The sequence below is a fragment of the Cetobacterium sp. genome (genome assembly GCF_051658645.1).
Taxonomy (GTDB): domain Bacteria; phylum Fusobacteriota; class Fusobacteriia; order Fusobacteriales; family Fusobacteriaceae; genus Cetobacterium_A.
This window is the reverse complement of record NZ_JBOFMZ010000063.1, coordinates 35,464-58,454: the sequence shown is the minus strand read 5'-3', so window position 1 is coordinate 58,454 and position 22,991 is coordinate 35,464. Positions and strand designations below refer to the sequence as shown.

Below are 22,991 nucleotides of genomic sequence, written 5' to 3'. Positions count from 1 at the left end.
ACCCGAAGGTAAATCGAATCGACTTGCATGTGTTAAGCATTCTGTCAGCGTTCATCCTGAGCCAGGATCAAACTCTTCATTCAAATATATTTTTAAGTCCTTAGACTTTCTTTACACCTTTTAACCATCTAAATGGTTTACCATTACTGGTATTTTGTTGTTTACACAACATTCTGACTATTTTCTCTATTCGGTTGCTAATGTCCTTTTGCCGTGCGGTTGTTGCCGCTACAAGAAGTATAATACCATAACTTTTAAATCATGTCAACAACTTTTTTATTTTTTTATTCTAAAAATTTTCTTTTCTTCTCTTTCCAAAATTCCTTCTTCAATAAACTCACTTATAACTCTAGATAAAGATGGTCTACTTACACCAAATAATTCTGACAACTCTTTTATAGAATGCTTAAAAACAACCTTGTTTTCTATTGTATTCTCAGAGATATAATCTAAAATTTTTTCTTTTATTGTTTTAGTATTAAAACTTTTCCAAACTTTATTAGATAAAAATTGAGTTTTATCTGAAATTTCATCTAAAAAATTTATTAATATTTTTTCTTCTATTTTGAAAGTTTTCAATAAGTTTTTTTTATCTATATGTAATAAACAGCATTTTTCCAAAGCAATTAAATCTACTGGTATATTATTTTTTTCTCCAAAGATAAATGCCGAAGCGATTATATCTCCTTCTGATAAATTTTCAATTTTTTGAATATCTCCACTATTTTTCAACATCTCAGCACTTAAAGATCCTTGTAAAATAATAAAAATACCATCTAACTTATCACCTCTAAATAAAACACTATCATTCTTTTCAAATTTCTTTATTTTATAATCTATAGATTGAAGTAATATAATTAATTCTTCTGATTTTAACCCCTTAAATATTTTTACTTTTTCTAATACCTTTAAATTTAACATAAATCCTCCTATTATTTAGTTTTATTATATTAATATATCATTGTTTATTGGAAAAAATAATACTATAATTAATTAAAGGGGTGAAATATATGAAAAAATTTGGATTACTTGGAAAAAACATTTCCTATTCTTTCTCGCCAACTCTACATAATAGAATCTTCCAATTATATAATATTGATGGTGAATATAAAATTTATGATTTAAAAGATGAAGTATTAATAGACGATTTTTTGAAACAACTAAAAAAAGATGGAATTTTAGGAATAAATATTACTATTCCTTATAAAACTTCTATTTTAAAATTTGTTGATGAAATTTCTGATGAAGTAAAAGATATTGGAGCGGCTAATTGTATAAAGTTTAAAGATGATAAAATAATCGCATATAATACTGATTATTTTGGACTTTTAAAAACTTTCAAAAAAATGGGTTTAAATTTAGCTTATAAAAAAGTAGTTATCCTTGGTAGTGGTGGAGCGGCTAAAGCTGCCGTAAAAGCTCTTTTAGATTTAAAAGCTATTGTATACATTGTTTCTAGAGATATAAATAAAGCGTCAAAAAAAATTGAAAATGTTTTTACAATTTCATATGAAGACTTAAATGAAGTCTCTGGATACTTAATTATTAATGCAACTCCTGTTGGAACTTTTCCAAATATCAACAAATCTCCTATTTTTAAGGAAACTATTCAAAATTTTGACTTTGTTTTGGATTTGATATATAATCCTAAAGAAACTTTATTTTTAAAATTTGCTAAAGCTAAAAATAAAAAAATTGAAAATGGATTATATATGCTTGTTTCACAAGGAGTTAAATCTCAAGAAATTTGGAATGAAGTTGACCTAAATTATGAAAAAGTTTATAACGACCTTATTTCTGAAGTTTATAAATAGTATTGGAGGATTAAAATATGAGAAAAATAATTATCACTTGTCCAAAATGTAAAGAAAAAATGAGAATAATGGATAAAGTTGCTAAATATAGATGTCCTAGCTGCAAAGAAGTTTATAAATTTAGTAGCTACAAAAGAGTTATTCAAAAAATTATTAATTTTTTCAAAGGAATAGTTCAAACATTTATAGATATAAAAAGTAATTTTATTACAAAATATAAAAATACAAAAGCTACATACAACTATATGAAGCAAATGAAAACAAACATGAAAAATAATCCTAATTGGTCTAATTATCATGCAGAACAAGCAGAAGAAAAAAAAATGAAAACAGCTCAAAAACCAAAGTTTTGGGAAAAATTTAAAAAATAAAAAAAAGGAGAGCTTTTTAATAACTCTCCTTTCCTTAACTATTTAACAACTATATTTACTATTTTTCCAGGTACTACAATAACTTTAACTACTGTTTGTCCTTCAATAAACTTTTTTACATTTTCTATTTCTAAAGCCTTTGCTTCAACTTCATCTTTAGGAGTCGTTCTTTCTACATCTAAAGTTCCTCTTAATTTTCCATTAACTTGTACAGCTATTGAAATTTCATCTGCTATTGTTAACTCTTCCTTGTACATAGGCCAAGCTTGCGAGAATAACGTCCCTTTATTTCCCATTTCTTCCCATAATTCATCACAGAAATGAGGAGTAAACGGAGATAACATTACAACAACATTTACCATTGCTTCTCTAAATATTTTTTTAGATTCTGCAGTCTCTTTTTCTGTTCCTAAAATTTGAGTTCTATAGTCTTGCATCTCATTTAACAATTCCATAGTTGCTGCTATTGAAGTATTAAAATGATAATCTGCTTCTATAGATTCTGTTACTTTTTTTATAGTTTGGTGTAACTTTCTAACCAGTGCTTTATCTTCTTTAGTCAATTTAGAATAATCAATTAAACTTACATCAGTCAAGTGCTCTTTATTTTCAAGAACTAATCTCCAAATTTTATTTAAGAATCTAGCTGCACCTGCTAATCCATTTTCGTTCCACTCTAACTCTCTTTCTGGAGGAGCGGCGAACATAATAAATAATCTAGTCGTATCTGCTCCATATTTATTAATCATAATTTCTGGATCTACACCGTTATTTTTTGATTTTGACATCTTTTCAATTTTTATTTGTATTTCTTCACCAGTTGTTTTTAAAATAGCTGTACTTCCTTTTAATTCAACCTCTTCTGGATATAAGAATCTATTCTCATCAGCTGAATAGTATGATGGCCCTAATACCATTCCTTGAGTTAATAGTCTTTTAAATGGTTCATTTGATGATAAAAGACCCATATCTCTTAAAACTTTTGAGAAAAATCTTGAATATAATAAATGCATAACAGCATGTTCTACTCCTCCAATATATTGATCGACTGGTGACCAAGCATCAGCTTTCTCTTTAGAGAATGGTAAGTTTAAATTTTTAGGATCACAGTATCTTAAAAAATACCAAGATGAATCCACAAAAGTATCCATTGTATCTGTATCTCTTCTAGCTGGTCCACCACAACATGGGCATATTGAATTTTTAAAACTTTCTGATGTTTCTAATGGATTTCCATTTCCTGAGAATTCTACATCTGTGGGTAATATAATTGGTAAATTTTCCTCTTTTTCCATTACCACTCCACATTTTTCACAATATAAAGCTGGAATTGGCGTTCCCCAATATCTTTGTCTAGAAACTCCCCAATCTTTCAATCTATACTTTGTTGTTCTTTTTCCAAATTCTTTTAATTCAACAAAATCAGCTATTTTTTCTAAAGCAGTTTTTGAATTTATACCATTAAATTCAGAAGAGTTAGTCATTATTCCAGATCCAACAAAAGCGTTTTTCATATCTGAAGAATTTATAACTACCTCCTTTTTAGACTCTTTATCTATTGGATTAATTACAACTTTAATTGGTAAATTATATTTTTTAGCAAATGTAAAATCTCTTTCATCGTGTGCTGGTACAGCCATTACAGCTCCAGTTCCATAATTCATTAAAACATAATCAGCTATCCAAAGTTCTACTTTATCACCATTTACAGGATTAATTACATGCCACCCTGTTTTTATTCCATTTTTCTCTTTTCCTTCAGCTGTTCTTTCTATCATATCTGTATTTTTCATAATTGATATAGCATCTTTTATAGTCGGATTAATTTTCATTATTTCTTCTACTAACGGATGTTCTGGTGCTATAACAGCATATGAAACTCCAAATAATGTTTCAACTCTAGTTGTAAATACAGCTAAATTTTCTTCTCTTTCAACAATCTTAAAATTAACTTCTGTTCCAATAGACTTTCCAATCCAGTTTCTTTGCATTGTTAAAACTTTTTCTGGCCAACCTTTTTCTAATTCTTTATGTCCTTCTAATAATTCTTCTGCATAATCTGTTATTTTAAAGAACCACTGCTCTAAATCTTTTTGCATAACTAAAGTTTTTGAATGTCTCCAACACATTCCATCTTCAACTTGTTCATTTGCTAAAACTGTTTGACAATCTGGACACCAATTTACAGTTGATTTTTTTTTATAAACTAATCCCATTTCAAACATTTTTTTAAATATCCATTGATTCCACTTATAATATTCAGGAGTATAGCTAGCTATTTCTCTATCCCAATCATAAGATAATCCGATCATTTTTAGTTGTCTATTCATATTCTCTATATTTGATTTTGTCCAAATTGCAGGATGTACTCCATTTTGAATTGCAGCATTTTCAGCTGGCAATCCAAAAGAATCCCAACCCATAGGATGTAACACATTATAACCTTTCATTCTTTTGTATCTAGCAATTACATCTCCAATTGTATAATTTCTAGCATGTCCTACATGAAGCTTTCCTGATGGATATGGTAACATCTCTAAAACATAATAATTCTCTTTTCCTTCTACTTTATCTTTTGTTTTAAATATATTTTCTTCTTTCCATTTTTGTTGCCATTTTTGTTCTATTAGATTAAAACTATAATCTCTCATCTCTTCACCCCGTTAATTTTAATTATCTCATAAATATAGCATAAAAAAACCTGCATTTCTACAGGTTTATTTATTTAATATAGGTTTTTAGCTATCTCAGAAAGGATTATTCCACCTGCTACAGATACATTTAAAGAGTTTATCTTTCCATGCATTGGAATTTTAACTAAGATATCACAATTTTCTTTTACTTTTTTTCTAATTCCATCTCCTTCACTTCCTAAAACTAAAGCTGTCTTATTAGGATACTTCTCTTCGTGATAGAATTTTGTTCCAGATCCTTCTGCTCCATAAACCCAAAAATCTAATTTTTTAAGTTTATCTATTGCATCAGATATATTTGTAACTTTTATTATATCTACATGCTCAATAGCTCCAGTTGAAGTTTTTATAACTGTTTCATTAATTTTCACTGAATTTCTTTCAGGAATTATAATTCCTTTAACACCAAATATTTCAGCACTTCTTATTATTGCACCAAAGTTTCTTGGATCTTGAACTCCATCCAAAATTAAAACTATTGATTTTTCATCTCTAGCTATCTTTTCTATAAATTCACCTAAATCTTTATAGTAATCATAATCATTTAAAAATGCCACAACACCTTGTGAATTCTCCTCTTTTTTAGCAACTTGAAATAATTTAATATTTCTTGCTGATGCTAAAGCTTTTAATCTTCCTAATTGTTCTTCTCTCATTCCTTTGAATATTTCAATCTTTTCAATATTGTTAGACTTATTTTCCAATAACTCTATTACAGGATTTATTCCTATTACTTTTTCCATTTTCTCACCCTTATTCTATATTTCTACTTTTATTCTTTCTATGTTTGCACCTAGGGCCGTTAATTTAACCTCTAAGTTTTCATAACCTCTGTCCACATGATAAATTCTATTTACTATAGTTTCTCCATTTGCTAACAATCCTGCTAAAATAAGAGAAGCGCCTGCTCTTAAGTCACTTGCCATAACTTCTGCTGAACAGAAATTATTTATTCCAGTTATTATCGCTGTATTTGAATCTGTTGATATATTTGCTCCCATTCTAGAAAGTTCTGGAACATGCATAAATCTATTTTCAAAAATTGTTTCTTTTATTTCACTTTTTCCATTTACTAAACACATCAAGGTCATCATTGGAGATTGTAAATCTGTTGGAAATCCTGGATGTGGCATTGTTGTTGCATTTACTGGTTTTAAATCTTTTAGTTTTGTTTTTGTTGTTAAAACATCCCCGTCAATTTCAAACACTGCTCCCATCTCTTCAAGTTTTGCAATAAAACTTTCTATATGATCTCTTACAACACCTTTAACTGTTATTGATCCATCAAACATAAGCGACGCTACAATAAATGTTCCAGCAACAATTCTGTCAGGTATAATTGAATGCTCACAAGGTGATAGTTTTTCTACTCCCTCTATTTCTAAAGTTCCAGTTCCTATTCCTTCTATTTTAGCTCCCATTTTTACTAAAAAATTACATAAATCATCTATTTCTGGCTCTCTTGCTGCATTTTTAATAATTGTTTTTCCTTTTGCTTTTACTGCAGCCATTATTACATTTTCAGTTGCTCCAACACTTGGAAAATCAAAATTTACATTTCCACCAATTAATTCTTTCGTTTCTCCCTCTACATATCCATGATCTATTTTTATCTTTACTCCAAGAGCTTCAAAACCTTTTAAGTGTAAATCTACAGGTCTAGAACCTATTGCACACCCTCCTGGTAATGAAACTTTAGCTTTTTTTTCATGTGCTAGCATTGGCCCCATAACTAAAAATGATGCTCTCATTTTTTTTACTAAATCATAAGATGCAACTAAAGATTTTAATCCATTGTTTACTATTTTATATGAATGCTCTCCAATTTTTTCTATTTCAAGTCCTAAGCTTTCTAGAAGTTGAACAAGAGTATTTATATCTCTTAAATTTGGAACATTATTTAATATATATGTTCCTTTTTCTATTAATGTTGCTACAAAAATTGGAAGAGCTGCATTTTTTGCTCCTTCAACTTTTAGTTCTCCACTTATTTTTTTTCCACCAAGTATTTTAAACGCCTCTACGTTCATTCTATCACTGCTCCTTTTTGTAAAATCTATCTATTGGGCATACTTTACCAAATAATCTATCAAAGAAATTCATCTCTTCAAATTTATCTAAGTGGCTTGGTAATTTATCTTTTAACTCTTTGTAATGTTTTGAACAAATTTTATGTCCTTCACCGTATATAAAACTTTCGTCCAAACCAGCATCAGTATAAACTTTTGTTGCACTTTCAATTATAACTTCGATATTCTCATTATCTAAAGGTTCTTTAGAAACTATTACTAAACCTACATTTCCTCTAAAACTAATATCATCAACTAACATATATCTAAGCTCAAGTTTTTCTGCTTCATCTATATAAATCTTTATAGACTCAAATGGAATATCTCTTCTTATTTTCAATAAAATAGCTTTTTCATCTTTCATAATATCTTTTATTTCATCATGAATAAAATTTCTTTCTATCTCTTGTTTTTCTAAAGCAGCTAATACATTTTCTTTAAATTCACCTAGATAGATTAGCTTTTCTGTTTGAGCTTTTAGAAAATTTAGTTTTGCTTTTTCTCTCTCGTTTATTAAATCATCTACCAATTAGAATCACCCTCTATAAAAAAACTTATTTTTATTAATAATTATAGCATATAAAATCAAAAAAGTGTTATAATTAAATATAACATTAATATACAGGAGGCATCATGAGATTTAAACCTTTTCTTTGGTTTATTTTTGTTTTTTCATTTAATGTTTTTGCACAAAATGATAAAATCCAAATTTCTGGATTTGTTACAGATAAAGAATTTAGATTAGGAAATGCAACCGTTAGTTTTTTTAATAGTTCGAATAAAGTTAAATCTATAAAAACTAATATAAACGGAAGTTTTTTTATAGAACTACCTAAAAACAAATATAGAATCACTGTAGAAAAAAATAATTATACTTCTTTAATTGGTGATAACTTCTTTGTTGATTATATTTTTGAAGAAGTAAAACCTTTAATTCTAAGTATGACTAACAATAAAATAGCTATTTATGGGTGTGCTGTTAACAAGTTTGGTGAACCTATAAAAGACGCCGAAGTAAAAATAAAGATGAAAGAAGATCTTATTAATTTAACTACTGACTCTGATGGGAATTTCTTTTTCGAAGGACAAATTGGATTGATTTCAATTCTTATAGAAAAAGAAGGATTTTATAGAAATGGGACTTCTTTACTTATACAAAATGAAAAATTTATCAATGATATTTCTGTTGTTTTAGAAGCTAAAACATTTTATATTTCTGGGGCTCTTACACAAAACAATATCTATTTACAAAATACTTCTCTTGAGTTAATGAATTCGAAAAATAATAAAATTATATCAACTGTTGAAACAAGTAAAGATGGCTTATTTGAATTTAGAGATATCTTAAATTATGATAATGTTTATTTTCGAATTCCTAAATATAATTATAAAAGTAAAACATTTACAATCGACAAAGATTTAAGGCAATTTAATATATTTATGGACTAAAAAAAAGCTAGAATTAATTTTCTAGCTTCTTTTTTTATAATTACTTTTTTAATCTTTTATTTAATTCTTCAGCTTGCTTTTCAAATCCTTTTTTACCTAATAATGCAAACATATTTGCCTTGTAAGCTTCTACTCCAGGTTGATCAAATGGATTTATACCTAATAGGTAAGAACTTATTCCAACTGCTTTTTCAAAGAAATAGAATAAATATCCTAAATGATATGGAGTTGCTTCTGGAATTGTAATTATTAAGTTTGGAACTCCTCCATCAACGTGAGCTAATACAGTTCCTTCAGCTGCCTTTTTATTAACAAAGTCCATTCCTTTTCCTGCTAAATAATTAAGTCCATCTAAATCTAATTCATCAGCTTCTATTAAAACATCATATTCAGGTGTATCAATATTCACTAATGTTTCAATTAATATTCTTCTTCCATCTTGAATATATTGACCCATTGAATGTAGATCTGTAGAAAAATCTGCTGCTGCTGGAAGTAGTCCTTTTCCATCTTTTCCTTCTGATTCTCCAAACAACTGTTTCCACCACTCACCAAAATAATGTAATCTTGGTTCATAGTTAATTAACATCTCTACTTCTTTACCTTTTCTATTTAAAACATTTCTAATCGTTGCATATTTTAAACAGTCATTCTCTGAAAATGGTACTTTATAAGCTGCACTAGCATCTTTTGCACCTAACATTAATTCATCTATATTTATTCCTGCTGCAGCTATTGGTAGTAATCCTACAGCTGTTAAAACAGAAAATCTTCCTCCTACATTATCAGGAACAGTAAACGTTTCATACCCTTCATTTGTTGATAACGTTTTTAAAGCACCCTTACTTGAATCTGTTGTTGCATAGATTCTTTTTCTAGATTCTTCTAACCCATACTTTTCTTCTAAATGTTTCTTGAATACTCTAAATGCTATTGCTGGTTCTGTTGTTGTTCCTGATTTTGAGATAACATTAACCGAATAATCTCTATCCCCAATTATTTCTAATAACTCTGTTAAATATTTCCCTGATATATTTTGCCCTGCAAAATATATTTCAGGTCCTTTTCTTTTATCTTTTGGTTGATTATTATAAAAAGTATGTGATAAAAATTCAATAGCTGATCTAGCACCTAAATATGATCCTCCTATACCAATTACTACTAAAACTTCTGAATCATTCTTTATTTTTTGTGCAGCTAATTTTATTCTATCAAATTCTACCTTATCATAATTAGTTGGTAAATCTATCCAACCTAAAAAATCATTTCCTGCTCCTGTTCCATTCATTAAAGTTTCAACTGCAGTATTGCATTGAGCTTCCATTAATCCTAATTCATTTTCATTAAAAAATCCTAGTGCATTTGAATAATCAAACGATAATTTTTTCATAACCTATACCTCCATATTAATTAAATTCCTACATTTTTTTCTAGAGTTTCTATCCTTTTTCTTAATTCGTTCAATTCCTTTTGGTTTTCATCATTTTCCTGCTTTATAACTTCAATATCAATTCTTATATTCTCAATCTTTCCATTAAATAATTCTGCATTAAAACCTATTTTAGTAAGTTCTCTTGAAAATTCATATACTAAACTTTCTAAGATTATTAAATCACCTCTATTGGCTTTTTTCTTATCTAAATTATTAAAAGATCGATTTAAACCTTCTGCAAAACCATATCTTGAAACTGGAAATTCTCCTTTAAATAAAAAACTATCTTCAGATATAATACCTTCATCTACAAGATTTTCTATTGCTTTATATGCCCAATGATTTTTAGGAACATCTTCAAATACAAACTCTTTTAACTCTGCACAAACTAATGTTGCTAATATGAAGTATAGCACAATTATTTTTTTCATACACTACCTCTTTATGGTTAATTTTTTTTCAATTATAGCACAAAGAATGAAAAAAAACAGCCCTTAAGCTGTTTGAATTTTAATTTTGGAGGCGACGACCAGATTTGAACTGGTGAATAGAGATTTTGCAGACCTCTGCCTTACCACTTGGCGACGTCGCCTTCTATTAAATTGATGGTGCCCAGAGGCGGAATCGAACCACCGACACGGGGATTTTCAGTCCCCTGCTCTACCGACTGAGCTATCTGGGCAATTATGGCGGGAGTGACGAGGGTCGAACTCGCGACCTCATGCGTGACAGGCATGCGCTCTAACCAACTGAGCTACACCCCCATAATGGTGGAAACAACTGGACTTGAACCAGTGACCCCCTGCTTGTAAGGCAGGTGCTCTCCCAACTGAGCTATGCTTCCTTCAATACAAAACTAGTATAGCACAATTTATCCATTAATGCAACTATATTTTTATATTTTTTGTAGAAGAACCACACAATAAGATTTTATTCCATCTTCATTTCCTGTAAAACCTAATTTTTCTTCTGTTGTTGCTTTTATACTAATATTTGAAATTTCAGTTTCTAAAACTTTTGCAACTCTTTCTCTCATTAAATTTAAATATGGTTTTAATTTTGGATTTTGAGCAACTATTATACAATCTAAATTTATAATTTTGTAATTTCTATCTTTTATCAAATAAAATACTCTTTCCAATAAAATCATACTATCTATATTTTTAAATTCAGTTGATGTATCTGGAAAATGTTGCCCTATATCACCTAAAGCTAAAGCACCCAAAAGAGCGTCCATTATTGCATGAATTAACACATCTCCATCTGAATGACCCAAAACACCTTTTAGATGAGGAATTTCAACCCCACCTAAAATTAATTTTCTTCCAGTTACCAATCTATGAACATCATAACCATTTCCAATTCTTAGCATAAACTCCACCTATTTCCACTCGTTATAAATTCTATTATAGAAATCTAAAATTTCTTCTTTTGTAACTGTTGATGTTCCCATTTTTCCAACAACAACTCCTGCTGCTGTATTGGCTATTTTAGCTGCTTCATAAGGTGTAACACCTGCTGCACAAGCTAAAGTAAACACTGATATTACAGTATCTCCTGCTCCTGTTACATCATAGACTTCTTTTGCATATGTTGGTATATTTATTACATTTTCATCCTGAAATAAGCTCATTCCCTCTTCGCTTCTCGTTAAAAGTAAACTATTCAACTGTAATTTTTCTTTTAATTCCTTTCCAACTTCTATCATATCATTAAAATTATTTTTACCCAAACATTCAACTGCTTCTTTTCTATTTGGGGTCATTGATGTAGCCCCTATATAATTAAGAACGTTTTTAGGCTTTGGATCTACAGTTACAATTATTTTATTTTCTTTACAAAGCGAAATTATTTTTTTTACAACTCTTGGAGTTAATACACCTTTATCATAGTCAGAAAGTATTATTGCATCTAAACTAGTTATTTTTTTTTCAATATGATTCAATAAATTATCTTCTAATACTTTAGAAATTGCTCTCGGATCTTCCCAGTCTAATCTCAACAATTGCTGATTTCCACTTATTATTCTTCTTTTTACTATTGTTGGTCTTTCTTCACTTCGAACTATTCCTGAAGTCTGGATTCCTTTTTTTTCTAATTCTTTTATTAATCTATCTCCATCAAAATCTTCTCCTATAACACCAAAACAAACTGCTTGTGCTCCTAAAGTAGATAGATTGTTTACTACGTTAGCTGCTCCTCCTAATACAAACCTTTCTTTCTTTATAGAAACAACTGGTACTGGTGCTTCTGGAGAGATTCTTTCTACAGAACCTATTAGATAATCATCTAACATCATATCTCCAACCACTGCCACTTTCAAATTTTCAAAACTATTAAGTATCTCTTCTAATCTACTCTTTTCCATTTCAAATCTCCTCTATTACTTCTGCTTTTAATTTTATATATAAATCCGTATGCTCTAATCTACTCGATTGACTTTTAAATAAAAATCCAATTGCTGGAATTTCACTTAAAAAAGGGACTTTATTATTTATTTTCTGATCTATTTTTCTTTTTAATCCACCAATTAAAATTATATCATTATTTTTTATTCTTACTTTAGTTTGTAATTTTCTAGATATTTTAGAACCACCTTCTGAATTGAATGTACCTGTATTTTTATCATCTGCTTTTAAAGGAGTTTTCAACTTAAAATCACTTGCCTCTAAATCCAAATCTAAATAGACACTATTATCTTCTTTAATTGATGGTAACACTTTCAAAATTATACCAGCTTCTTTAAATATTGGTGTATAATTTATTTTATCACTATCGCTATCCTCTTCTTTTTGCTGGCCTACAATAACTTCTTCTGTCATTTTTAATAATCCACTTTCACCATTCAATAAAATAATCGAAGGTAATGCATTTATTGTAAGATCTTGAGTTGTTTCTAACAAATTTAATGTTAAATCTAAAACATCTTTTCCATTATTAAATTTGCTCACAAAATTTATAGAACTTCCTAGAATTTCTCCTAGACCATCTATACCGCTAGATACCAAAGTCTCAAGATAAATTCCACTATTTTTCTGTGGTAGTTTACCTTGAGTATCATAAGCCCAATTAAAACCTAAATTTTCAAATAAATTTTCTTTTACATCTATAATTTCAGCTGTTACTCTTACCTGTTTTTTTCTTTTATCTAGTTGTTTTATTAATTTCTTTGCTGAAAAAACTATTTCACCTTTTCCAAAAAGTATAATTGAATTGTTTCCAGAGCTTATAGAAACTTTTAAATTTTCACCAAATATTTCTTTTATTATCTCTGCAATCTCTTTATTATTTAAATTTTCTAATAAAATATTTTCTATTATATCATCTTTTTTACTTTTTTGTTCTGTTTCTTGTTCTAAATTTTTTATCTTTTTAAAATTTTTTCTTTCTACATAAAAATCAAATTTATTTACCCCATCAACTATTTCTATGAAATCACCATCATATCTGTATTCTTCAGATAATATTGATATAAAATAACTTCCTTTAACAACACTATCTATTAAATATTCGCCATACTCACCTGATAAGGTTTCCAAAGTTTCTCTTCTTTTTAAAACTATTTTTACTCCTTTTGTTTCTTTACCTGTGTTAATATCATAAACTCTACCAATTAGCATATCTTTATCTTCTGATTTTCTTCCACGAAATATCAGAGTATTTCCACTTTTTACACGAGTTAATCCATAAGTTGTTTCAACTGTTTTTAGAATTTCATCTATTGATGTTCCTTTTTTAAAAAATCCATCTACTGTTATATCTTTTACGTAGGAATCTCCAATAAAGGTATATTTAGAATATTTTGATAAATGAGCAAATAAATCAACTACTGAAACTTCTTTTAAATCTAGTTCTTTTGGGTATGTTTCTATTGATAAAGCATTTAAAGTTATTAAAATAAATATTAAGTAAATTTTATATATCATTTAAAACTTTCTCCTTTTTGTACCAATATTTCTGTTGTTTGATTTTTCAAAAATACCATCTCTATAATAAAAATAATCTATTTCTTGTTTTTTATTATTGATTATATACATAACATTCAATTTTAAATCTAAATTACTTCCATTTATTTCTAAAAGTATTGAATCCATTTTTAAAGATATAAATTTTTCTTCCTTTTCTATTTCTAAAATAAAATTAAATATATCTTTTTCCCTTCCAAAATTGGAATAATAAAAGCTTCCAAAAATTTTATCTTCAATTTGCTCAGCACTTTCTCGACCAATTGTATCTTCTACTAAATTATTTTCTTTAGATAACTTATTCAAAAGCTGAATAATTTTATAAGAACCATCAAATATAAATTTTTTTTGTAATTTTTCTTTATTTTCTCTTTCTAATTTTATTTCTTTATTTTTATTTTGAATTGTTTTAAGATTCTTTCTCTTATTTTCTAAAGTTGATTTTAAAATAAATTGATTTTTTTCTAAAATTGATTTTTCTTTACTAATTTTTAAAAATTTCATAGTTGGAGCTAAAATAAATAAATATCCTAGAATAAAGCTTGTTAAAACTAATACTAATTTTAAATTTAAATTAGTTATTCGATTTTTAATTCCATCAAGAAATATATTATCTCACCCTCTTTTTTTATAAAATCAAATACTGTATTTTTAATTTTTATATGTGATGATATATCTTTTTTAAAAGTTGAAATTTTTTCACTTTCTACTGTATGTCCATTTAAAATTATTTTACCTTTTAAAAATTCAATTTTTTCAAATTTAATATCATTTTTTTTTGAAACCTCTGAAATAAAAATTAAAAAAGTTGAAACTTCGCTTTTTTGAAAAAGTATTGGTTCTGTTAATTCTTCATCTAACTTAGTTATAGAACTATCTAAGATATCTATTTTTTTTTTATATTCTAAATTTTCTTTTTTTAATTTAAGAACTTTATCTTCTAATTTTTGAGTTTTAAAAAAAAGAACTATTCCTATTAAACATACTGTAAACAATATTCCTATAAATAAATATTTTAAAGTTTTGCTTATTTTTTTAGAACTTTTAACTCTCCATCCTATACTCACTATATTTTTTTTTATTTCTTCAAGTATATCTTCATTTAAATCTATAGATATATTTAAAGTTACCTCATCCAACTCTTCATAAATAGAGAGTAATTCTTTAACTTCAAAAGGAATATCTTCATACTCATTAAAAAGTATTTGATTAATTATTTCTCCTTCTTCAGAAAGTTTTATTCCTCTATCACTAATTTCTAATGTTTTCATTTTTTAAATTAATTTCAACTCCTTTTATTTCTCTCTTACTGCTTTTAAAAAAATCTTTTTCTCCTATTGAATACACATAATACAAGTTAACAAATAATTGAAACGATTCATTTGTTGTATTGATATTTTTTAAAAGTTTAATTTCAAATATATTTTCACCAAATGATGAAAGTTGAATTTTATCAGATATTGTTTTCCCATTATGAATTAGCTTATATCTTTTGAATCCACTTTTTGAAAGTTTATCACTATCTAACCAAACCAAATCTTTATCTTCAAAATATTCTATAATATCTTTATACTCATTATTTCTTATAGAAATTTCTCCTTTAAATATCTCATATTCTGCTATTTTAGAAAAATTTTCTATTTTCCAATAATCGTTATTAGTTTTTCTATAGCTTTGATTTTCGTCAATTTCATTTTTATAAATTAAAAGTACTATTGAAAATAACCAAGTTAATAAAGTTATTAAAAACAACACTAAAGGAAGTATTATTCCTTTATTTCTTAAGTTCGTATTTATAACTCTCATTTTTATAATTCCCCTTTACTTTTACTCCAAAATCTTCTATATAAAAAGTTGTTTTTATACTTTTTAAAATGATTTCTCCTGACTCTATATTTAGAATAATATCTTTCGTATTTTTTTTTGCATAAAAAACTTCAACATAGTTTGTAAGATTCACTTGATAATATATCTCTATTTCACTGTCTTCGTTAAATGGAGAATATTTTTCAATTATAAGTGTATTTCCCTCCATTAAAGAAGGTTTTGAATAATCAATGAGTTTGCTTATTGATGATAAATTATAAATTTTATATGTTTTTGATTCATAAATGGATTTATCCATTCCTTTAAAAATAGGTTCAACATTAAGTTTTTTTTCTAGCTTTTTTAAAATTATTTTATTTTCTGAGTTTACATATTTTAAATAAGAATATAGTGTTTGTAAAATTATAGTTATAATTAATAAAGTACTCATTACTTCAATCAAACTAAAACCTTTATTTTTGTTTATATACATATAAAATACTCTCTCTTTTTATTTCATTTTTTTGAATAATTATTTCCAAACTATAAACTTCTTCATAAACTTTATTTTTATTTATACTTATTTTTAATTTTTCATTTGAAGAAATGTATTCATTTTCATTTTTTCTATAAAAAGCTCTTATTTTTTCCATTTCATTTTCTACCTCTACAAAACTATTAAATTTATTAAATTCTCTTTTAATATAAATTAAAGAGCTGAATAAAGGATTTAACAAAAATAAAATTATTACTAAAGTAATTAACGTTTCAATATATGTTGAACCTTTTCTAGTGTTTATCATAAATCTCCAAAATTTGAATAAATATATATGCAATTATTAAAAATGGACCAAAAGCTATTTCTTTATCAATTTTTTTTGTTATTAAATATCTAAATATTATAAAAAATAAAGCTGACATAAAACTTACGTTAAGAAAAATTAAAATTGTATAAAAATTTTTAAACCCTAACAACATTCCTAAGGAACTCATCAATTTTATATCTCCTACTCCCAAACATTCTTTTTGAAACAAATCACTTCCATAAGCATATATAAATAAAAATGGTAATGTATAAATAGCACTTCCTATAACTCTCATTTCTAAATTATTTTCTAAGAATCCCAAATATATTCCAATCAATAATAAACCTAGGTTGCTTTTATTCAAAACTATTTTCTCTCTAGTATCTCTTATTATTATCTCCATTAAAATAATATATACAATAAAATAAATTATATACTTGACCATTCTTCTCCTCTAATATTAAATTTTAAAGTTGATTCTGTTGGTTCTAAAAGAAATCCTCTCTCAGAATTTATTTTAACTTCTACTTTTCCTCCATATTTAATCTCTGAATCTTTTTCTGAGTTTTTACTTCCACCTATTTTTAAAAATGGTTCTGATTCAGATATTCCTATTTTTTTTCCTGTGTACTTTTCTAATTTTGTTAACACTTCTTCTTCAATTTTATTATTTTCTCCCCAAGGATAATTTCCATTTTCCAAATAATATGTTTCTGAAGCCATTCGTAAACTCTGTAAAGTATTTATTGCTTTTGAATCTTTTGCCATTGCTAAGTAATCTCTTACTTTTGGAGCTATAAAACTACTTAAAATTCCTATAACTCCTAAAACTAATACAATTTCAATAACACTAAATGCTCTTTTTTTATTTTTCATAAAGCCTCCTAGAAATCTAACGAATTACTCATGTTTAAAATAGGTAGATACAAACCTATCACAAATATACTTATCATTAATCCTACTATCAATAATAAAATTGGTTCTATTAATTTTAATACAATTTTAATCTTTCTATTCAACTCTTCCTCTCTAATAGAAGCAATCTCTTTTAAAATAAATTCAACTGTTCCACTTTCTTCTCCTATTTTCATCATATCAATTTCCTCTAAGTTAAATAGATTTAATTTTTTAAAACAATTTGATAACGATTCTCCTTTTTTTATATTTTTAAGAATATATATTTTATTTTTTAAAAATCCACTATCTAAATTATCTAATATAATTTCAATTCCCTTATCTATAGATATTCCAGACTCTAAAAGTATTGCTAAATTATCCAATATACTAATTATATGTTTTTCTATTAAAAAATTTTTTATAACTGAAACTTTATAAACTAATCTTTTTAAAAATTTAGATTTTATATTGAATAAAAAAAGTGGCACTATAAGGAATATTAAGTATAAATATTCTGAAATTAAATACTTTGTTTTTAATATTATCTTTGTTAATAATGGAAGACTTTTTTCATCGATAGAATAAAGCTCTTCAAAGTTTGGAACAACAAAATAGAATATTAAAACTATTATTAATGATGATACGACTAAAATAAAAATTGGATAAGATAATGCTATTTTAATTTCATTGTTTAATTTTTCTTTTTTCTCTTTCAAATATGCTATTTTTAAAAAACCATCACCTATCTTTCCACTATTTTCAGAAACATATATAATTAATAATTCTCTTTCTTTTATAAGATTTTCTTCTTTCAAAATAGAATATATATCTTCTCCTTTTTCCAATCTATTATATACATTTAAAATTTTACATTTAAAGATTTTATTTTTTGAATTATTTTTTTGAAATTCAATAGCTTTCTTTAAGGAAATTCCTGCATTTAATAATCTACCTGTTTTTAAGTAGAAATTTTTCAAATCTTTTTCTTTTATTTCACTAAAAATTTTCATATTAAACATTCTCTTAAAACTTCAACTTTTGTTGTTAATCTACTTTCAACTTTAGAAAAACCATTTTCTAAAAGTGTTTTAAATCCTATTTTTTTTAAATATTCCTCTAAATCTTTTGTTGTTTTATGCAAGATAATATTTCTAATCTCTTTATTAAAAAATATTATCTCTTCTACAGCATCTCTTCCTTTAAAACCACCAAAACAGCATTTTTGCTCTTTTTGCCCACCGCAAATTAAACATAATTTACGAACTAGCCTTTGGCTTTCTATTGCTGTTATCGATGTTGCTATAACAAATTTATCAATCCCAAAATTGATAAGTCTATCAATTGCTGATATTGAATCTATTGTATGAAGAGTTGTTATAACTAAATGACCTGTTAAAGCAGCCATTAAAGCTATTTCTGCTGTTTCTTTATCTCTAATTTCACCAACTAAAATTACATCTGGATCTTGTCTCAAAACACTTCTTAAAATTGTTGCAAAATCAAGTCCAATCTCTGTTTTACATTGAATCTGATTAATATTAGAAAATTGGTATTCTATTGGATCTTCTATAGTTATTATATTTAAATTTTCATTTTCTAAATAATTTACTATTGAATATAAAGTTGTTGTTTTTCCGCTTCCTGTTGGACCACAAAATAAAAGAAGACCACTTTTTTTATTTAAAACTTCTTTTAACTTCTTTATATTTTCTAAAGAAAATCCCAAACCATCTAAAGATAATTTTGAAATATCATTTTTCAAGATTCTTAAAACAACTCGTTCTCCAAAAATTGTAGGTATTATCGAAACTCTAAAATCAATTTTTTTATCTTGGAATTGTCCTTTAAACCTACCATCTTGAGGTAACCTTTTTTCTCCAATATCAAGTTCACTCATTAGTTTTAATTTTGTTATTAACCTAATCCCTAAATTTTTATTTAGTTCTTTATAATCTTTTAATTGTCCATCAATTCTAACCCTTATTTTTACTTCGCTTTCTTTAGATTCTATGTGTATGTCGGAAACTCTTGATTCTAAACTAAAGAATATAAGTTCATTCAAATATTCTAAAATATCTTCTTTGCAGTATTTCAAATCCTTAACTTCCCGTATTTCAAAAGTATGTCTTTTAAAATAAATATTATCTTCCATTTATCAACTCCTTTTTACCATTAAAACTTCAAATTGAACTTTTTTATCATCTGTTGATACTTGAACATATTTTGTTAATGTTAAAGTATTATAAGTAGATTTTATTAAAACAACTGTAAAAATAAAAAATAAAAAACTTATTTTTCTCAATTATCTTCCTCCTTTTTCCACCCTTCTTTATTTTCAACTTCTGATGAATAATGATATTCTAAAATATTGTTATAATTAACATCTTTCAAGCCATTATTTAAGTATGTATTTATTTTTAAAATTTTTTCTCTCTTAAAAATATAAAATGCTAGTTTATTCTCAACTTGATTTTTATATCCAAAAATATATATAGTAAAAGCTTTGCTAAGATTACCTGTATTTGTTGTTTCTACATTAAATTTGGGGTTTCTTTTTTTCTCATATGGAATTTCATATTTTAATTTATTTGATAATACAATTTTCTCAATTGGTAATTTGTTTTGAGTTATAATTAAAACATTTTCTAAAAAATTTATTTCTATTAAATATCTTTTCTTTTCATAAAATGACTTGTTCGTATACTTAAGAAATGTTGTCTGTATTAATCTTCTATTTTTTTCAAGATCTAATTTTTCATTAATTTTTGTTATTTTTAAAAATAAAAAAGAACTGACTAAAAGAATAATAGCAAGCGATACTATTGTTTCTAAAAAAGTCAGTCCTCTGTTCTTTATATTTATGCTCATATCAACCTTCTTTCAAAGAAAATTATTTAATCTTTTTAAAAGATACATCTAGTTTGTCAAATGACGAAATATACTTAACTCCTATATTTTCTAAAAAATCATAAGCTTTTTTAAAATCTTTTCCTATATCTGATGATTTATGAGCATCTGAACCTAATGTTATTATTTCTCCACCTAATTCAAAATAACGTTTTACTATATCATCACATGGATAAAATCTATTTTCATTATATCTTATTCCTGAAGTATTTATTTCAATACCTTTTCCTTTTGATATCAATGTTTTTAAAATTTCATCAATAATATCTCCATATTTTATATAATCTATAATTTTATTTTTATTAAAACCTCCATATCTAGTTATAAAATCAAAATGACCAACAACTGAAAATTGATTAAAATTTTTTATACTCTTCAACATCTCTAAAAAATATTTATTATGTGCATCATCTCTACTTTTATTACACCAAAATTCTTTTTTATCTAGGAGTAATCTATCAATACTATGAACAGATGCAATTATAAAATCAAAAGGATTTTTTTCTATAATTTCATCTCCTATATTTCCCAGCTGTTTTTGAATACCAAACTCCATTCCTATTTTTATATCTACATCTTTTTTATAAATATCCTTTATTTTTAAAATTTCAGGAATATATTCATCTAAGTTTAGTATAAAATTTGTACTATTATAATTTTCTTTAATATCTAAATCCATATGATCAGTTATTGCAATCTCTTTAATTCCTAACTTTATAGCTCTTTTACATATTTTATCAAGATTTTCAACACTATCTCCTGAAAAATTACTATGTATATGATAATCACTTATAATCAATTTTTATCCTCCTCTTGTTTTTATAAATATAAGTATAACAAAAAAAGCTATAAATACAAGTTTTTTAACCTTATATTTACAGCTTTATTTTTGTTCGTACTACTATTTGATTTTTAATGTAGCTAATAGTAATGCTATATCATTTCCAGTGACTCCACTTATTCTTGAAGCTTCTCCTATTGATAAAGGTCTAATCTCTTTCATTCCTGCTTTAGCTATATTTGAAATTCCTGTTATTGTATCAAAATTAAAATTTTGAGGTATTGTTAAAGCTTCTAATTTTTTGAATCTCTCTATTTGTTCTCTTTCTCTTTCAATAAATATCTCATATTTTATCATAGTTTCTATTTGATTTTTTATAAATTCTGGATAATCAGGAATTTCTAATAAATGAGCTAAATCATCATATGAAACTTCTTTAAACTTTAATAATTCACTTGCTTGTACACCTTTTGTTAATCTTTGAATAGAATTTTTTAATTCTAAAATTTGGTTTGCATCTTTCATCGGTACTTTTGTTTCTTTTATTCTATTTATTTCAGAATAAACATTTTCTCTGCACTCTTTTAAATAGTTTATTTTATCTTTAGATACAATTCCTATTTCTTCTGCTTTATCTAAAAGTCTCATAAATCCATTATCAAATCTAAGAGTTAATCTATATTCAGATCTAGACGGAAGAACTCTATATGGTTCTGGTGTCTTTTTATGAATAATATCATCAACTAACACACCTATATATCCTTCACTTCTATCAAATATTACTGGCTCTTTTCCTATTGTTTTTCTTGCGGCATTAACTCCAGCTATAAATCCTTGAGTTGCTGCTTCTTCATAACCAGAAGTTCCATTTATTTGACCACCAAAATATAGACCTTTTATTTTTTTACTTTCTAAACTTGGATATAGTTGTGATGCTGGTGCATAATCATACTCTACTGCATAGCCATATCTCATGATTTTAGCGTTTTCTAATCCTTTTATAGACTTCATCATAGCTTCTTGAGCAAAAGGTGGCATTGCCGTTGTAAGGCCGTTTACATATAATTCGTTTGACTCACTTGATTCTAATTCTAAAAAAATCTGATGATCAAATTTATCAGGAAAATTTAAAACTTTCCTATCTAGTGACGGGCAGTGTCTTGGACCATGTGTTTCTATTATTCCTGAGACTATTGGAGAATATTTTAAAAGTTCTTTTGTAACATTCAATGTTTCTTCAGAAGTGTGAGTTAACCAAGTTGGAACTATAGTATTTTTCTTTTTCTCTGTATAAATTGAAAAATATCTTGGATGTTCTTCTCCATATAATGGCTTCATTACTGAAAAATCAACAGTTCTTTTATCAATTCTTGGTGGAGTTGCTGTCTGATATCTTTCTAAAATAATTCCATTTTTTTCTAAACTTTCTGATAATTTTTCAGCAGAATTTTCTCCCATTCTTCCTGCAGGATATTTTACATCTCCAATTACAACTCTACCTTTTAAAAACGTTCCAGTAGCTAATACAACAGTTTCTGAACTGTATTCTATTCCTAAAGCTGTTTTTACTCCTTTTAAAATTCCATTTTCAACTAATAATTCATCAACACTATCTTGCATTATCTCTAAATTTTCTGTTTTTTCTAATAAAGCTTTCATTTTTGTTCTATATAAAAATTTATCTGCTTGTCCTCTTGTTATTCTAGCTGCAGGCCCTTTACTTGTATTTAAATGTTTTAATTGAAGATTATACTGGTCTGTATGTCTTCCCATTTCTCCACCTAAAACATCTATTTCAGCAACTAGATTACTTTTTCCTGGCCCACCTATTGAAGGATTACAAGACATCATTCCAATATTATCCAAAGACAAAGTAAATAATAATGTTTTTCTATTTAATCTAGCACTTGCTAAAGCAGCTTCAACTCCTGCGTGTCCTCCTCCAACAACAATTACATCATATTTAAAGCTCATATATTTCTCCTTTTATTTTTGTTCATA

General features: G+C 26.3%; 26 protein-coding genes, 4 tRNA genes and 1 rRNA gene. 3 read left to right on the top strand and 28 right to left on the bottom strand.

Features of this window, described 5'->3' with window-relative positions; translation table 11 throughout:
* Both ACRCZX_RS07665 and ACRCZX_RS07660 read right to left on the bottom strand, forming a co-directional pair.
* Nucleotides 1–83: ribosomal RNA gene (locus ACRCZX_RS07665) — 16S ribosomal RNA — on the bottom strand; the annotation flags it as partial.
* Nucleotides 84–276: 193 nt separating this feature from the next.
* Nucleotides 277–921 carry a Crp/Fnr family transcriptional regulator gene (locus tag ACRCZX_RS07660; protein ID WP_438582334.1) on the bottom strand — a complete coding sequence of 215 codons (645 nt, stop codon included), beginning with the start codon at nt 919–921 and terminating at the stop codon, nt 277–279.
* Between the two features lie 89 nt (nt 922–1,010).
* On the opposite strand from ACRCZX_RS07660, the gene aroE reads away from it, so the two are divergent.
* Together aroE and ACRCZX_RS07650 are read left to right on the top strand one after the other, a co-directional pair.
* Nucleotides 1,011–1,814: a shikimate dehydrogenase gene (aroE, locus tag ACRCZX_RS07655; RefSeq protein WP_438582333.1), complete on the top strand. Its 804-nt coding sequence runs from the start codon at nt 1,011–1,013 to the stop codon at nt 1,812–1,814.
* 17 nt (nt 1,815–1,831) lie between these two features.
* Complete coding sequence (locus ACRCZX_RS07650; protein ID WP_438582332.1) at nt 1,832–2,185, top strand: zf-TFIIB domain-containing protein; 354 nt, start codon at nt 1,832–1,834, stop codon at nt 2,183–2,185.
* A 38-nt stretch (nt 2,186–2,223) separates the two neighbouring features.
* On the opposite strand, the gene leuS is transcribed toward ACRCZX_RS07650, so the two are convergent.
* From leuS to ACRCZX_RS07630, 4 genes are all read right to left on the bottom strand, one after another.
* Nucleotides 2,224–4,836: a leucine--tRNA ligase gene (leuS, locus tag ACRCZX_RS07645; RefSeq protein WP_438582331.1), complete on the bottom strand. Its 2,613-nt coding sequence runs from the start codon at nt 4,834–4,836 to the stop codon at nt 2,224–2,226.
* A gap of 74 nt (nt 4,837–4,910) precedes the next feature.
* Complete coding sequence (gene rlmB, locus ACRCZX_RS07640; protein WP_438582330.1) at nt 4,911–5,621, bottom strand: 23S rRNA (guanosine(2251)-2'-O)-methyltransferase RlmB; 711 nt, start codon at nt 5,619–5,621, stop codon at nt 4,911–4,913.
* Between the two features lie 15 nt (nt 5,622–5,636).
* Entirely contained in the window at nt 5,637–6,908 is a 1,272-nt protein-coding gene (murA, locus tag ACRCZX_RS07635; RefSeq protein ID WP_438582329.1) for a UDP-N-acetylglucosamine 1-carboxyvinyltransferase, read from the bottom strand.
* A gap of 4 nt (nt 6,909–6,912) precedes the next feature.
* Nucleotides 6,913–7,476 carry a DUF1694 domain-containing protein gene (locus ACRCZX_RS07630; protein ID WP_438582328.1) on the bottom strand — a complete coding sequence of 188 codons (564 nt, stop codon included), beginning with the start codon at nt 7,474–7,476 and terminating at the stop codon, nt 6,913–6,915.
* Between the two features lie 104 nt (nt 7,477–7,580).
* On the opposite strand from ACRCZX_RS07630, the gene ACRCZX_RS07625 reads away from it, so the two are divergent.
* On the top strand, nt 7,581–8,396 hold the full coding sequence (locus tag ACRCZX_RS07625) for a carboxypeptidase-like regulatory domain-containing protein (RefSeq protein WP_438582327.1): 816 nt from the start codon (nt 7,581–7,583) through the stop codon (nt 8,394–8,396).
* A 40-nt stretch (nt 8,397–8,436) separates the two neighbouring features.
* On the opposite strand, the gene ACRCZX_RS07620 is transcribed toward ACRCZX_RS07625, so the two are convergent.
* The 22 genes from ACRCZX_RS07620 to mnmG form a co-directional block, all read right to left on the bottom strand.
* Entirely contained in the window at nt 8,437–9,786 is a 1,350-nt protein-coding gene (locus ACRCZX_RS07620; protein WP_438582326.1) for a glucose-6-phosphate isomerase, read from the bottom strand.
* 20 nt (nt 9,787–9,806) lie between these two features.
* Entirely contained in the window at nt 9,807–10,259 is a 453-nt protein-coding gene (locus tag ACRCZX_RS07615) for an S-layer homology domain-containing protein (protein WP_438582325.1), read from the bottom strand.
* Between the two features lie 86 nt (nt 10,260–10,345).
* Nucleotides 10,346–10,420, bottom strand: a tRNA-Cys gene (locus tag ACRCZX_RS07610).
* Nucleotides 10,421–10,434: 14 nt separating this feature from the next.
* Nucleotides 10,435–10,510: transfer RNA gene (locus tag ACRCZX_RS07605), tRNA-Phe, on the bottom strand.
* Nucleotides 10,511–10,515: 5 nt separating this feature from the next.
* Nucleotides 10,516–10,592, bottom strand: a tRNA-Asp gene (locus ACRCZX_RS07600).
* Nucleotides 10,593–10,596: 4 nt separating this feature from the next.
* Nucleotides 10,597–10,672, bottom strand: a tRNA-Val gene (locus ACRCZX_RS07595).
* 51 nt (nt 10,673–10,723) lie between these two features.
* On the bottom strand, nt 10,724–11,200 hold the full coding sequence (gene ispF / locus ACRCZX_RS07590; RefSeq protein ID WP_438582324.1) for a 2-C-methyl-D-erythritol 2,4-cyclodiphosphate synthase: 477 nt from the start codon (nt 11,198–11,200) through the stop codon (nt 10,724–10,726).
* Between the two features lie 9 nt (nt 11,201–11,209).
* Nucleotides 11,210–12,196, bottom strand: a complete 987-nt coding sequence (gene rfaE1, locus ACRCZX_RS07585; protein WP_438582323.1) for a D-glycero-beta-D-manno-heptose-7-phosphate kinase — start codon at nt 12,194–12,196, stop codon at nt 11,210–11,212.
* Between the two features lies 1 nt (nt 12,197).
* On the bottom strand, nt 12,198–13,754 hold the full coding sequence (locus ACRCZX_RS07580) for a type II secretion system protein GspD (protein ID WP_438582322.1): 1,557 nt from the start codon (nt 13,752–13,754) through the stop codon (nt 12,198–12,200).
* Entirely contained in the window at nt 13,755–14,297 is a 543-nt protein-coding gene (locus ACRCZX_RS07575; protein WP_438582321.1) for a hypothetical protein, read from the bottom strand. It abuts the gene before it with no gap.
* A gap of 74 nt (nt 14,298–14,371) precedes the next feature.
* The gene (locus tag ACRCZX_RS07570; RefSeq protein WP_438582320.1) at nt 14,372–15,064 is read right to left on the bottom strand and encodes a hypothetical protein; all 693 of its coding nucleotides are present in this window, start codon (nt 15,062–15,064) and stop codon (nt 14,372–14,374) included.
* Nucleotides 15,045–15,599, bottom strand: coding sequence for a hypothetical protein (locus ACRCZX_RS07565; protein ID WP_438582319.1), 555 nt, complete (start codon nt 15,597–15,599; stop codon nt 15,045–15,047). Before ACRCZX_RS07565 ends, ACRCZX_RS07570 begins: the two co-directional genes overlap by 20 nt.
* Complete coding sequence (locus tag ACRCZX_RS07560; RefSeq protein WP_438582318.1) at nt 15,568–16,092, bottom strand: prepilin-type N-terminal cleavage/methylation domain-containing protein; 525 nt, start codon at nt 16,090–16,092, stop codon at nt 15,568–15,570. The genes ACRCZX_RS07565 and ACRCZX_RS07560 overlap by 32 nt, the downstream gene beginning before the upstream one ends.
* A complete protein-coding gene (locus ACRCZX_RS07555; RefSeq protein ID WP_438582317.1) occupies nt 16,073–16,402 on the bottom strand; it encodes a hypothetical protein in 330 nt (109 codons plus the stop codon). Before ACRCZX_RS07555 ends, ACRCZX_RS07560 begins: the two co-directional genes overlap by 20 nt.
* Entirely contained in the window at nt 16,389–16,850 is a 462-nt protein-coding gene (locus ACRCZX_RS07550) for a prepilin peptidase (protein WP_438582316.1), read from the bottom strand. The genes ACRCZX_RS07555 and ACRCZX_RS07550 overlap by 14 nt, the downstream gene beginning before the upstream one ends.
* Nucleotides 16,835–17,281, bottom strand: coding sequence for a type II secretion system protein (locus ACRCZX_RS07545; protein ID WP_438582315.1), 447 nt, complete (start codon nt 17,279–17,281; stop codon nt 16,835–16,837). The genes ACRCZX_RS07550 and ACRCZX_RS07545 overlap by 16 nt, the downstream gene beginning before the upstream one ends.
* 8 nt (nt 17,282–17,289) lie before the next feature.
* Nucleotides 17,290–18,312 (bottom strand): type II secretion system F family protein, encoded by a 1,023-nt coding sequence (locus tag ACRCZX_RS07540; protein ID WP_438582314.1) that lies wholly within the window; start codon nt 18,310–18,312, stop codon nt 17,290–17,292.
* A complete protein-coding gene (locus ACRCZX_RS07535) occupies nt 18,309–19,454 on the bottom strand; it encodes a GspE/PulE family protein (protein ID WP_438582313.1) in 1,146 nt (381 codons plus the stop codon). The genes ACRCZX_RS07540 and ACRCZX_RS07535 overlap by 4 nt, the downstream gene beginning before the upstream one ends.
* A gap of 3 nt (nt 19,455–19,457) precedes the next feature.
* Complete coding sequence (locus ACRCZX_RS07530; protein ID WP_438582312.1) at nt 19,458–19,604, bottom strand: hypothetical protein; 147 nt, start codon at nt 19,602–19,604, stop codon at nt 19,458–19,460.
* Complete coding sequence (locus ACRCZX_RS07525) at nt 19,601–20,170, bottom strand: hypothetical protein (protein WP_438582311.1); 570 nt, start codon at nt 20,168–20,170, stop codon at nt 19,601–19,603. Before ACRCZX_RS07525 ends, ACRCZX_RS07530 begins: the two co-directional genes overlap by 4 nt.
* A gap of 22 nt (nt 20,171–20,192) precedes the next feature.
* A complete protein-coding gene (locus ACRCZX_RS07520; RefSeq protein WP_438582310.1) occupies nt 20,193–21,008 on the bottom strand; it encodes a histidinol-phosphatase HisJ family protein in 816 nt (271 codons plus the stop codon).
* Between the two features lie 102 nt (nt 21,009–21,110).
* The gene (gene mnmG / locus ACRCZX_RS07515) at nt 21,111–22,964 is read right to left on the bottom strand and encodes a tRNA uridine-5-carboxymethylaminomethyl(34) synthesis enzyme MnmG (RefSeq protein WP_438582309.1); all 1,854 of its coding nucleotides are present in this window, start codon (nt 22,962–22,964) and stop codon (nt 21,111–21,113) included.
* Nucleotides 22,965–22,991: the final 27 nt, after the last annotated feature.